The 12,862-nt window shown below is 59.0% G+C and carries 9 protein-coding genes; all 9 read right to left on the bottom strand.

Annotated elements, in window-relative coordinates; all coding sequences use genetic code 11:
- Window positions 1–7 precede the first annotated feature (7 nt).
- Complete coding sequence (locus tag JBO08_RS01555) at window positions 8–1,456, bottom strand: alginate O-acetyltransferase (RefSeq protein WP_065875239.1); 1,449 nt, start codon at window positions 1,454–1,456, stop codon at window positions 8–10.
- An 11-nt stretch (window positions 1,457–1,467) separates the two neighbouring features.
- Window positions 1,468–3,042: a mannuronan 5-epimerase AlgG gene (gene algG, locus JBO08_RS01560; RefSeq protein ID WP_065875016.1), complete on the bottom strand. Its 1,575-nt coding sequence runs from the start codon at window positions 3,040–3,042 to the stop codon at window positions 1,468–1,470.
- Window positions 3,042–4,529 (bottom strand): alginate export family protein, encoded by a 1,488-nt coding sequence (locus tag JBO08_RS01565; protein WP_065875015.1) that lies wholly within the window; start codon window positions 4,527–4,529, stop codon window positions 3,042–3,044. The genes algG and JBO08_RS01565 overlap by 1 nt, the downstream gene beginning before the upstream one ends.
- Window positions 4,526–5,953, bottom strand: a complete 1,428-nt coding sequence (gene algK, locus JBO08_RS01570) for an alginate biosynthesis TPR repeat lipoprotein AlgK (RefSeq protein WP_371905285.1) — start codon at window positions 5,951–5,953, stop codon at window positions 4,526–4,528. The genes JBO08_RS01565 and algK overlap by 4 nt, the downstream gene beginning before the upstream one ends.
- 83 nt (window positions 5,954–6,036) lie before the next feature.
- On the bottom strand, window positions 6,037–7,203 hold the full coding sequence (locus tag JBO08_RS01575) for an alginate biosynthesis protein Alg44 (RefSeq protein ID WP_065875014.1): 1,167 nt from the start codon (window positions 7,201–7,203) through the stop codon (window positions 6,037–6,039).
- Window positions 7,204–7,240: 37 nt separating this feature from the next.
- On the bottom strand, window positions 7,241–8,722 hold the full coding sequence (gene alg8, locus JBO08_RS01580; protein WP_175402968.1) for a mannuronan synthase: 1,482 nt from the start codon (window positions 8,720–8,722) through the stop codon (window positions 7,241–7,243).
- A gap of 83 nt (window positions 8,723–8,805) precedes the next feature.
- Entirely contained in the window at window positions 8,806–10,122 is a 1,317-nt protein-coding gene (locus tag JBO08_RS01585) for a nucleotide sugar dehydrogenase (protein ID WP_065875012.1), read from the bottom strand.
- A gap of 898 nt (window positions 10,123–11,020) precedes the next feature.
- On the bottom strand, window positions 11,021–11,800 hold the full coding sequence (gene yaaA / locus JBO08_RS01590) for a peroxide stress protein YaaA (RefSeq protein ID WP_220074578.1): 780 nt from the start codon (window positions 11,798–11,800) through the stop codon (window positions 11,021–11,023).
- 135 nt (window positions 11,801–11,935) lie between these two features.
- On the bottom strand, window positions 11,936–12,844 hold the full coding sequence (locus tag JBO08_RS01595; protein WP_220074577.1) for a hypothetical protein: 909 nt from the start codon (window positions 12,842–12,844) through the stop codon (window positions 11,936–11,938).
- Window positions 12,845–12,862: the final 18 nt, after the last annotated feature.

Genomic DNA, 12,862 nt, shown 5'->3' on the forward strand with positions numbered 1-12,862 from the left:
GGTAACCTCATTGCCCGAGTGATGCGGTTTTTTGACCGCTGCTTGGGAATACGTTGCGTGTGCAAATTTTCGCTTCAACCTTTTGCGCGGCAGCGCCCGCTTCGGGACCCTGCACTTCCACGGCCAGCAAGTTCTGCGAGGCCCAGTCTTCATCGGTGCGCAGTTCAAAGGCGAAACGCCCATCTGTATCGGATGTTTCGGGTTTCTCGATCTTGATGTCCTCGTGGCGCCCGTTCATGTACCAGAGGGTGGCTTGCAAGGTTTTCACCGATGGATCGGCGAAGCGGATATCAACCTGGTGGTTGGCGTTGCGCAGGTCTTTGTTCGAACTGTTAACCAGCAATTCGTTCTTGCCGGGTTTCAATGTCGTGCTGGCCGTCATCTGTGCGGTCTTGCCTTCGCAGCCGTTGTCGAGCAGGGACATCATCTGGCGATAGATGGTCTCCTGGTCGAGGCGATACAGCGGCGAGAACTCCCAGATCAGAATCTTTGGCGGCGACTTCTGGAATTCGTCGCTGCCCAGGTACTGGATCATCGAACCTTCCAGACCGCCGCCAGGGAAGGCGACGTTGAGGATATCGGCACCGATTTCCTGCTCGAGGAAACCGGCGAAGTTGTAGTTCTTGCCACTGTGGCTGGTGCCCACGAGGGTGATCTGCGGGTTGCCCGAGTCGCCGAACAGGTCGCCATCACCGGCTTCGCCTTTGGGCTCGGTGGTGAACTGGTCCATGTACTGGATCGCGTAGCTCGTGCCGCACAGCTGGCCGGCCATGTTGTGCAGGGTGCCGGTCTTGCCCATGCGCCCGGAACGCTTGGTTTCGAATTCGCGCTTGGGAATGTCGGCAAACTCAGGCATTGCACGCACTTTGGCACCGACGATTTTCGCCGTGCGCTGGGCGCCGTAGGGCGTCCAGTGCTGGTCGCCACGGAAGTAAAAATCGTGGGCCGGCAGTTCATCCGGAAGCTGTTCGTTGGTCAACGGCGACAGGTCCGGTACTACGTAGCCCATCTTGGCGAAACGGCCGAGCATGGTCTTGTAGTTGCCCAGTGCCTTGTCGAAATCGAACTTGGCTTTCTCTTCCGGGTTGAGTTTATTGCGGTTCACCAGGCCACGGGTGGGCTGGTAAACCACCACCAATTCAACGCCCTTGGCCTTGAACGCATCGTGCAGCTGTTGCATGCGCTTGTAGCCGGAAGGCGTGGTGTCGAACTCGGTACGCAGGTCTTCCTGGGTACGGAACAGCCAGTCGCCCTGGGCTTGTACCAGGGTGGTGAAATTCTGCTGGTAGCGCGTGGTGTAGTTGCGCGCATCATGCGCCGCCGGGCACAGGCTGCAGCACGGTTCGGCGGTGAAGGTCGGCGCCTTGATTTCGTCGGCGCGCACGCCCTGGCTGGCCGCAAGCAGGCCGAGGGTCAGACCCGAGAGGCTGAGCAGTTTGATCATGTGTGGGTGCATAAGGGTCATCCTCAGTCCTGCATTTCGGTCTGGCGTTCGACAGGGTCGATCAGCACGGCTTTCTGCTGGCGTACCAGCAGGTCGAGAATTTCTTCCTGGCGCTCGCCAAGAATGCCGGAGAAGCTGATGCCGCTGGATTTGGTCGGCGCCAGCATCGACACGCGGTACAACTCGACACTCAACGGCGAATCGATGGACAGCGGTCCGCTGCCGTTACCCGCCAGCTCTCCGCCGACCACGATCAGCGAAACTTTGGCGTCGAACGGGTCGAGGGCGATGTCACGGTCGGTGTCGGTCAAATCCTTGATGTGGCCGTAAAGCCCCGTCAGGCCGTTGGCCATCGAGGTGTTTTCGTACAGCTTGATGTTCACGCTGTTACGCACGCGGATACCGTGGCGACGGTTGGCAATCACTTTATTGCCCCACAGCAGGTTGTCACCGCTCTCATAGAGCGTGATGCCGTCGGTGTGGTTGCGGTAGAACTCGTTGTCAGCCACGTAGTTGTTGACGCTGTTACGGTCGAGCACCAGGCCGGAGAGCTTGTTGTCGTAGCTACGGTTGTTGAAGATGAAGCTGTCGTTCACTTCCCGGGAAATGATGATGCCGTGCTTCTTCTTGGTGCCGTAGACGGTGTTGTCCGCGATGATCAGGCCGTGGGAACGGTCATGAGGGTCAATGCCGTAGACGATGTTGTCTTTGTAGGTATTGCCCTTGATCACAAAGCCTGTGGTCTCGTAGCAGTAGAAGCCGTACCACATGTCCGAGAACTCGGAATCAATGATCCAGCCGGTCGGCTCAGGACGCTTGAGTACCTTGGCCATATTCGGCGTGTACTGGGAAATACTCACCCCGTACGACTTACTGTTGGCGTAGCCGAAGCTCGCCATCTTGGTATTGGCGATGTACGTCTCGGTGCCGCCCCAAGCCAGCAGGAACGGGCGAAATTCCTTGGGCGACTTGAACAGCGCCGGGCCGTTGGCTTTTTCGCTCCAGCCGGTGACTTTGGTGTCACTCACAAACAGCTGGCCATCGTTGATCAGGAACGAACCGGCTTCCTGGGACAAACGCAACTCCTGGGTCTTCTTGTCGATTTCCAGGATGCCTTTGCGCCCGACCACGATCGGCAACTTGGCCAGGAACACGCCCGGCGAGGTTTCGCTCAGGTACTGCTTGGGCACCTTGCCCAGCAGGTCCTTGAGGTTCATGTAGCCGTCATCGACAAAGATCGCCTGGGGAATGCCGTGCTGGCGCACCACCCATTCGGCCATCTTGTTGTCACCGCCAATGAAGTCCTTGAGGGCGTCTTCCTGCATCATGCGACGGATGCTGATCTTGCCCGCTTTGCCACGCACGATCTTCTTTTGCATCGCTGCAGCGGTGTAGCCCGAAAGATCCGGCAGGGCCGGCTTGGCCATTTCCAGCGGCGCGGTCGGCGGGCTGGAAATAGTGTAGGTCTTGGCCTGTTGCAGTTCTTTGGCGATGGTCGGCGCCTTGACCTGCTGCGCGGTATCGGCGAAGGCTGTGGCGCTGGCCATCAGCATCGCGGTCACCAGCAAGCGTTGAGGAATCATTGCGCAGGCTCCCATCAGAACTTCCAAATCACGTCGACAAAGGCGCGATGCATGTACGAATCGACCTGGCTGCCATAGGCGTCACCCGGTTTGAACACACCGGCACGGAAGCGCACCAGGGCCGACGGTTCGTCGATCGACTGGCTGAGCGCGGCCGGCAGCAAGCCGGTCTTGAAGTACTTGGTAACGACCAGGTCCATCTCCTGGCCCAGGTCTTTCTTGCCGTCTTCAAGCGGCAGGGAAGTGCTGGACAGGATCGCGCCGGTCACATCGTCGGTGTTGTTCTGCACGGCATCGATGCCGTTGCTGCCCACCGGCTTGTTACCGTCGACACGCCAGAACTTGTGGTACACCAAGCTGGCGTCGTAGTCCTCGCGCAACTGCCAGGAACCGAAGAGGCTCATGGACTGCATGTTGTTCATTTCGCCACGGAAGGCTTCGCCGAAGCGGTGCACGCGGGACTGGGTGCCGGTCCAGTTCGAACGGTTGCTTTGCAGGCCGTTCTGTTCGTACTCGGCGCTGGCGCGGGCGTAGGCAGCACCCACTTGCCACTGCGGGTCGAGGCGCAGGCGGATACCCAAGTCGGTAGCCCAACCATTCACGTCATCGCTGCGCTTGGCCTGGTCGGGGCGGGTGCCGTCGGCCTTCAAAGCGTTGACCGTGTCACGGTCGCCCTGCATGCCGGTGATGCTCGCCCAATAGTTGACGGTGTTGGTGTTGCGCCAGTTATAGGCGTCGCTGTTGGCTTCGATGCCGAGCCAGGTCAGGTCGCCGTTCTCGCGCTTGTCCAGCGAGTCGGTCGGCTGGCCCGGTTCCGGGTAATCGAGCTTGCCGTTGTCATGGGTGTGGTGGCCGCGCAGGCCGATCCATTGGCCCGGCGTCCACTGGTAGGAAGCGTCGGCGTACAGGTGCTGACGGTCCTTGTCCTTCGGCGACAGTTCCTTGAGGTCGGTGCGGTATTCGCTGAAGCGTTCGGCAACGCCGACGTTGGCCTTGAGCAGGGTGGTGTCAAAGGTCCAGTTCAGTGCTTCGATGTTGGTATCGCGCCATTGGCCGTCGTCATTGCGCAGGCGTTGGCGACCGAGCTTGAGGATCTCGCCAGGGTAGGGCGTGAAGCCGCTGTAGCCGACCCAGAACTCACGCATGGCCAAGTAGTTTTTCTTGGTCTTGCGATCGTTGTTGCTGGTTTGCTGGTTTTCGTCATTGGCCGACTGTTGCAGGGTGTCGGTCTCGATGATGTCGCTGGACGCAACCGCCTGGCCCATGGCGTAGGCGCTCCAGTTGCCGCTTTCACCGTAGATCCACGGGCGCAGGTCGAGGCCGATGCCGTTGACGTCGCCGCCTTTCTGCGTGCCGAGGTCGCGGTCATCTTCGGACTGCGCGGTGGCTTTGACTTCCAGGCCGAAGTTCTTGGCTTCGGTCAGGGCGGCCAGGGTCGGGCACGACCACAGCAGGGCGAAGGTCAGGCCGATGCCGGCCTTGACGAATGGGTTGAGCTTCATAGGGATTCCTCGCCGTCTTCTTCTTGCAGGGCGTGCAGTTGCAGCGTGCTCTGGGCCAGGGTGCCGCGTGCGGCCAGTTCCTGTTGCACCAGGCGTTGGCCTTGAGCGCGTTGCTCAGGCGTCAGCGGTGCCTCCAGCTGCGTGGCCAAGTCATTGGCCTCTGGCGTGCCCTGGGCTTTAGCCAATTGGCTGAAGACATAGGCATTCAGTGGGTCGGGCTTGGTGCCCTTGCCTTGGGAAAACAACTGGGCGATGGCGAAGTCGGCGCTGTTCTGGCCGTTGCGCGCCGCCGTCAGCAAGTGGTCCAGGGCTTTTTGCGAGTAGACCTTGCCCAGGTAGCCACGGCGGTAGATCTGGCCGAGGTAGTAATCGGCAGCCACTTCGCGGCCTACGGCTTTCTGGAAGTGTGCTTCGGCGGCCTTGGCGTCTGCCGGTACCCACTTGCCTTCGTAGTAGAGCTTGCCCAGCAACAGCTCGGCGCGCGGCTGGTCGGCGGCGCGGCCGTTGTCCAGGTACTTCATCATTTGGTCGACGTCGCCGAGCTCCGGGAAGTCGTAGAGCAGTTGCGCCAGGCTCACCCAGGAAGCCGGGTAGCCAGGCGCGATTTTTTCCAGCAGGGCCTGGGCAGTTTTTTCGTCGGTCTTGCCCAACGAAGCATCACCCAATACGCGAGCAACACTGTCGACGCGTTGTGCGGTGACGGTGCCACGGCTGTAGCCCGCTTCCATTTGCTTGAGCAGCTCGGCCTGTTTTTCCGGTTCGGCTTTTTTCTGGTAAACCGTGGCCAGCTCGACGTAGCAGATGTCGGTGGTGTTGAGCGCGGCTTTACAAATGCGCTCCACATCATCCAGATGCTGGTCGTAGGTATCCTGGGTGCGATACAGCAGCACCTGGGCCAGGCCGGCTTCCGGATAACCCGCTGCTTGCCACTTGCTGATCTGCTGCTGGGCGTTCACGTTCGGAAAGCTGTGCGGGTATTGCAGGTACAGCATCGCCAGCGGGATCAACGTGTTGCCTTCACCGTTGGCAAAAGCTTTTTTCAGCAGGCCTTCGGCTTCATGGTGCTCGGCTTCGGTGGAGCCGGGCTTCGCCACCAGCAGGCGGCCGAGGCGTGCCTGGGCGCGGGGCGAGGTGTCCGCCGCCGCACGGTAAGTGGCTTCAGCCTGTTTGATTTGCGCCGGATCGCGGGTGCCTACCTGGATATCGGCGAGGCCCACTTGGGCCTCGCTGTAACCCAGGTCTGCCAGTTGCTGGTAATTCTGCTGCGCGGTGACGGTGTCGCCACGCTTGAGCGCTTCATTGGCCAGGCGTTGGTCAGGCAGGCCGGCGCAACCGGCCAGAGAAATGGCCAGTGCCAATGTGCACAGCGATCCAATGTGGGAGCGGGCTTGCTCGCGAAGCAGGCGACGCGGTCCATCAGGCATACCGCGCTGATCCCTTAGCGAGCAAGCCCGCTCCCACAGGGATTGCGGTGTTTTTGGGAAAGTCATCACAGGCATGTCCTCGCTTACAGACCGTGAGCCATGGCTTTGTCGATCAGCCAGTTCAGCGATGGGCCGCGGTCGCTGGTCACTTCGACCGGGCGGCCGGCGTAGGTGCTGTCCAGCGGAGCGTCAGGCTTGATCTGCACGCGGATGTCGGAGGACAGGTCGGCGCTGTTCAGGCTGGTGCTGCTGACGATGGTGCCGGTGCGCAGTTGTTCTTCGTCGGCCACCTGGAAGCTCACCGGTGTGCCTGGGCGAACGTCACCAAACTGGCGATAGGTGAAGCGTGCTTCAACATTGGCTTGGGCGCCGCGCGGTACCAGTTGGAAGATCACATCGCCTTTGCTGGCGTACTGACCGTCGGCGACCATTTGCTGGGCAACGATGCAATCGCATGGCGAAGTCAGGGTGCCGGTCATTTGCTTGCCGAACAGCTCTTCAACCTTGGCCGGTTGCAGTTGGTCTTCATCCAGATGGCCCTTGAGCACATCCAGCATGCTGGTGCTGAAGGTGGCCAGTGGTGCGCCTTTGGCCGCGATCGCATCACCCTTGAGCAGGCTTTGCACGGTGCCGTCGCGCGGCATGGTCACGTTCATGCCAGGCACGCTGACAATGCCGGCCTGGGCGTGGCTGACGAAGTACATGCCGTAGACCGACTTGAACACAAAGCCGAACGCGGCCAGACCCACCAGGAAGATTGCCAGGCTGAACGTCACGGCGCGCAAGCGACCGAAGGCGCTCATGTTGCTGCCGCTGTCCTTGACCTTGCGCGCCTTGGTGAAGTTGTCGCGCTGCAGGGTCGCGAGCACGTCGCCCATGGTCACGATGTCACCGGACAAGTGCGAGGTGATCAAGTGGCGCAGGGTGGAAATATCCTGGGCATCGAGGTTCTGGAACTGGCAACCGGTGCGGCCGGTCTGGCGGTCGTAGGAGCGAATCTGCAGCTCCACGTCCATCGCCAGGCCGAGGTTATCGATGACGAATTGCAGGCGCCCCTTGTGCACTTCACCGATGGTCAGCGGCTGCGTCGCGGTGAACGCGAGGCCGCCAGCGGACAGGTCGAGCACGCGTGCTTCGGTCGGCGTGCGGTCGGTGTTGAAAAAGCGCAGCTTGGCCGGGATTTTGACGCGGGCGTGCTGGCGCTGGGCTTCGGATTCGTGGACTACGTTGGCGTTTACTGGACTGTTCATCAGGGCATTTCCTAGAGTTAATTCAGGCTTGGCAGGGTCAGACCATCATCAGCAACACGGCAACAAAGATGCTGCCGGCGGAGAAGGTCATGGTCCGAGACGACCAGGTGTTGAACCAACGTTGAAAGCTGGCCAAATCGCGGGTCAGTTTGGTGTCCTGGCGGGTCCAGGACTGTTGATCAAGGCGGAAGAACACGTAGATCTTCACCAGCGCGCCCATGATCTGGTTGTAATAGAGAATCACCGGGTAGGCCGGGCCGATCTTGTGGCCGGAGCACGACAGCAGCAGGGTCAGGATCAGGCGGGTGATGCCGATCCACAGCAGGTACGCAAGGATGAACGCGCCGCCGTATTTGAAAGTGGCGATGATCGCCACGGTCAGGCCGAGCAGGGACGTCCACATCGACACGCGCTGGTCGAACAGCACCACGCTGGTGAACAAGCCCAACCGACGCACACCCAGGCCCAGGGCACGGGAGTTCTGGCGCAGGTTGTTGCCGTACCAGCGAAACATCAGCTTGCGGCTGGCCTTGATGAAGCTTTTTTCCGGCGGGTGTTCCACGGTATTGATCGCGGCGTCCGGCACGTAGAACGTGTCGTAACCCAGGCGCATCAGGCTGAACCAACTGGACTTGTCGTCGCCGGTCAAGAACTTGAAGCGGCCCAGGCGCCAGTGTTGCAGCGAGTCGCTTTCCACATCGGCGATAAAGCCCGGGTCGGTCACTACGCTGGCACGGAACACCGACATACGACCGGTCATGGTCAGTACGCGCTTGGACAGGGCCATGGAGCACATGTTGATGTGGCGTTGGGCGAAGCGCAGTTTGTGCCACTCGCTCATGATGTAGCCGCCGCGCACTTCGCAGAACTCGTTGGTGGTCAGGCCGCCGACATTGCCGAACAGCTGGAACCACGGCACGGTCTTGCGCACGACGCCTTCGGCGAGCACGGTGTCGCCATCGATCACCGCAACCACTGCGCGGTCATCCGGCAGATGGCGGGAGATGGCGCGGAAACCAAAGGCCAGGCCGTCGCGTTTGCCGGTACCGGCGATCCGCACGAAGTCGAGCTTGACGTGCTCCGGTGGGTTCATGCGTTCCCACAAACTCTTCACCAGCAGCTCGTCGGACATTTCCACCAGTGAGCAGACCACGGTGGTGGGGAAGCCGCATTCGATGGCTTCACGGATCACCGAGCTGTAGACCTGTGCAGTGGTCAGCGCATCAATACGGAAACTGGTGACCATCAGGAACACATGGGACGGGTCGGCGGCCTTGCCCAGCTTGCGCACTTTACGGCGCAGGTGCGGGTAGACCACGTACAGGAACAGCATGCCGCGAAAGAAATGCGTTGCACCCATCGAGTAGCGCCAGATACCGACGGCGCCAATCAGGAAAATAAAATTCTTCGACTCAGCGTCGAACGTACTCGCCGGCAGCAGCAGGGCGAGTCCCATCAGCAGGCTCAGGAAGAACAGCCAGCCGGCGGATTGGAGCAGTACGTGTTTTAACTTGGACATGAGCGTCATCCGAAGGTGAAGAAGGCTCCAGGCTGCAAGCGCTGGGGATTAGTACGCTTGCAGCCCGGAACTGGCCGTTGCTGTTACCAGCAAATGCCTTCGGTACGACCGGTCGTGCTGGTGGCCTTGGACATGAAGCCCACCAGGTCGATCACTTGCTTACCGTGCGGTGCGTTCTGCGCCAGGGCACGGAACTTCTCATCGCGGTTGCCCAGGATGATCACGTCGGAGTTGTTGATCACGTCGTCGAAGTCCGAGTTGAGCAGGGACGACACGTGCGGGATCTTGCCTTCGATGTAGTCTTTGTTCGCGCCGTGGACACGGGCGTACTCGACGTTGCTGTCGTAGATGCTCAGGTCATAACCCTTGCCGATCAGCATTTCTGCCAGCTCGACCAGCGGGCTTTCGCGCAGGTCATCGGTGCCGGCCTTGAAGCTCAGGCCCAGCAGCGCGACTTTGCGTTTGTCGTGGCTGGAAACGATGTCGAAGGCGTTCTGCACCTGGGACTCGTTGCTGCGCATCAGCGAGTTGAGCAGCGGCGCTTCCACGTCCAGGGTGCTGGCGCGGTAGGTGAGGGCACGCACGTCTTTTGGCAGGCACGAACCGCCGAAGGCGAAGCCTGGGCGCATGTAGTACTGGGAGAGGTTGAGGGTCTTGTCCTGGCAGACCACTTCCATCACTTCGCGACCGTCGACGCCGACAGCCTTGGCGATGTTGCCGATCTCGTTGGCGAAGGTCACTTTGGTGGCGTGCCACACGTTGCAGGTGTACTTGATCATCTCGGCAACGGCGATGTCCTTGCGGATGATCGGTGCGTCGAGTTCTTCGTACAGCGACTGCAGGACATCGCCGGAGGCTTTGTCGAATTCGCCGATCACGGTCATCGGTGGCAGGTCGTAGTCAGCGATGGCGGTGGATTCACGCAGGAATTCCGGGTTGACTGCAACGCCGAAGTCCACACCGGCTTTTTTGCCAGAGCAGTCTTCGAGGATCGGGATCACCACGTTGGCTACGGTGCCTGGCAAGACGGTGCTACGCACGACCACCGTGTGGCGGGTGGCTTTGTCACGCAGGACCAGGCCGATCTCGCGGCATACCGCTTCGATGTAGTCGAGTTCCAGGTCGCCGTTCTTCTTGCTCGGCGTGCCGACGCAAATCATCGACAGGTCGGTATCGCGGATGGCTTCGGCGAAGTTGGTCGTGCCGCGCAGCCGGCCGGTTTCAATACCCTGGCTCAACAGTTCGCCCAGGCCTGGCTCAACAATCGGCGATTTGCCAGCGTTGATCAGGTCGATCTTATCCTTGGAGATATCTACGCCGACCACTTCGTGGCCACGTGCAGACAGGCAACCGGCACAGACTGCGCCAACGTAACCCAAACCAAATATGCTGATGCGCATCGCATTTACCTCATGTGTCATTGAAGACGGTGTTAATCATGCCAATAATTGGCCGGAGTTCATGTTTGCAAGCGTCACTGATGCCGCGAAAGTTAGGCGAATAGACGCCGACTTATCGCGTGCAGGCATGTTAAATAGCGAGTGACTAACTATTGCACTCAAGTTGTGCGCAACTTGGCCTTGTTATTGGGGCCTGCCCTGAAATGCAGCCAGCCTTCCTGGGAGAAGGGCGTGGCGCCAGTGCCACAAGATTTTGATATGGGTTTTTAGCCTTAAATATCAATGTCTTGGGTTGTATCACTGACCCATTAGGGTAAGCACAGCCTTGGCCTCATAGTTCGTGGCAAATCATCCTTGTCGCCGCTCGTAACTAAGCATTTGTAAAGTGACCACTCGGTCAAAGTTTAGTGTGACAACTTCGATACTCTCCATTGGTCGTCATGTAAGTCATCTCCTACAGAAACAGAGAATTTCGTTACCGGTGGTATGAGCCGTGCGTTTTGACGAAGTTCCGGGCCGCTCATCCTGTTTCCCGAAATTTCTTGAAATATTAGGCAAGATGGCACTAGTACTATATTGATAGCACTTGCTATTTGGGCCAGTAGTTGTGGGGAGTTGGCGCGCAGGGATAGTTTTGTGCCATCACGCTTTTAAAAAAGTGGTGCCACTACGAAAAAAAATGACGAATGTCGAGTGAAAGAATTGTTAGACATGCTTCAGGATGTTTTTTGACGCCAAAAATATGACGAATCTTGATGGGCGTGCACCTAAAAATGTGGGAGCGGGCTTGCTCGCGAATGCGGTGGGTCAGTCAACTCATTCAGTGGCTGACATTGCGCATTCGCGAGCAAGCCCGCTCCCACATTTGGACCTCATTGTCTGATGAGGCGGTTACGCCTTATTGCGGTGCGTGATCGCGCAAAAACACCAGGTTATCCGGCTTCGACTGCTCTGCATTGAAGCGATACCCCTGCACATCAAACGCCTTGAGCTTTTGCGGGTCGTTGATGCGTTCTTCGATCACAAAGCGGCTCATCATGCCCCGTGCCTTCTTGGCGTAAAAGCTGATGATCTTGTACTGGCCGTTCTTCAGGTCCTTGAACTCGGTGTTGATGATCCGCGCGTTCAGGGCCGTGCGCTTGACCGCCGAGAAGTACTCGTTGGAGGCCAGGTTGAGCAGCACGTCGTCGCCTTGCTCAGCCAGCGCTTGGTTGAGCCACTCACTGATTCGTGTGCCCCAGAAGGCGTACAGGTCCTTGCCACGGGCGTTGGCCAGTTTGGTGCCCATTTCCAGGCGGTACGGCATCATCAGGTCCAGCGGGCGCAGCAGGCCATAGAGACCCGAGAGCATGCGCAGGTGGTCCTGGGCGTAGGTGAAATCGGCATCGCTGAAGGTTTCGGCATTCAGGCCGGTGTAGACGTCACCCTTGAACGCCAGCAGCGCCTGTTTGGCGTTGGCTTGGGTGAACGCTGGGGTCCAGCTGCCGAACCGGGCAGCGTTGAGGCCGCCGATCTTGTCGGAGACGTGCATCAATTCGCTGATTTGCGCCGGGCTGAGGGTGCGCAATTGCTCGATCAGTTCCTGGGAGTGGTCCAGGTACTGCGGCTGGGTGAAGCGCTGGGTCACGGGCGCGGTCTCGAAATCGAGGGTCTTGGCGGGGGAAATCACCATCAGCATGAAGTTGGCTCCTGTAATCGTGGGAGGGATTCTAGGGGCTTGGGCGTTTTGACTCCACCTATGATGGCGATAGGTATGCACTCGTTACGCGCCTAGGGGTTAAATGCGCTCGGGGTCAAGGCTCGTTCCACATTGTTAGGTTTGCACGTAAAAGTAATGGGGGTGAGCAACGATCAATTCTTCCTGGCTCGTCGTCTGGTTTGCCAGAAATGCGCCGAGGAAAAAAATGTACGTTTTGCTGGTCGGTACTCCTGGGTTGATGAGCTGCATTGCCAGCGATTGGCCAGCGACGCTGGCGCTCAGCATGGCAGCATTGATAATGACGATCTTTGGAGTTGCGTGCGCTTTTTGTTCTTTCAGGCGAATGTAAAAATCGCCATTGGAGAGTTTTCCCGACACCACGGAGGCCGTGTGTATTCTTGTCCCAACTGAATACATCGATTCTGTGTCTTGATAATCAAAGGGATAAAACGCTGAGGCGTAAGTGCCGCCGAGATTCCAGGGGGCTTCTAGCGGCTGGGTTTTTCTGACCTGCTGAGTCAATTTGAGCCACTCCTTCGCGAAGCGCTCAACCCGCTGGGACTGGCTTTTACTCGTGCCTGCGCCGGTCCGGGATCGGCCTTGGGTCGAAGCGCCTGAAGGATTGATCTGGCTTGGAGAGATCGCGGTGGGGCCCCCGGAGCCAGGAGAGGTGTCGATAGGATCCACCCAAACAGCGGGGATATTGTTTTTATCCGGGTTGGCTCCTTGCGTTCGTGAAGCGTGCATAGGAGCCAGCTGCGGCTGTGAAGGTTTGCGATCGCAACCCGCTATGTGCTTTCCATGAAAATAGGATGAAGGCGTTATTTTTCGGCCAGGCTTGGAGGGCGAAATGATAGTAATGCGAACTTTAACCTTGCAGCGTGTGTTCGCGCACTCAACCTCCACTGCGCTGTTGGCTTTGGCGGAGGTCGAGTAGTTCTTTTCGATGTCTTCAATGGAAACCAATTGCCCGACTTGCCCCAATGTCTGATGGCTCTTGGTCAGCCTTGCCTGCTCATGCATATTCAATATTCCTTTCGG

This window comes from Pseudomonas sp. LAP_36, assembly GCF_019456785.1.
Taxonomy (GTDB): domain Bacteria; phylum Pseudomonadota; class Gammaproteobacteria; order Pseudomonadales; family Pseudomonadaceae; genus Aquipseudomonas; species Aquipseudomonas tritici.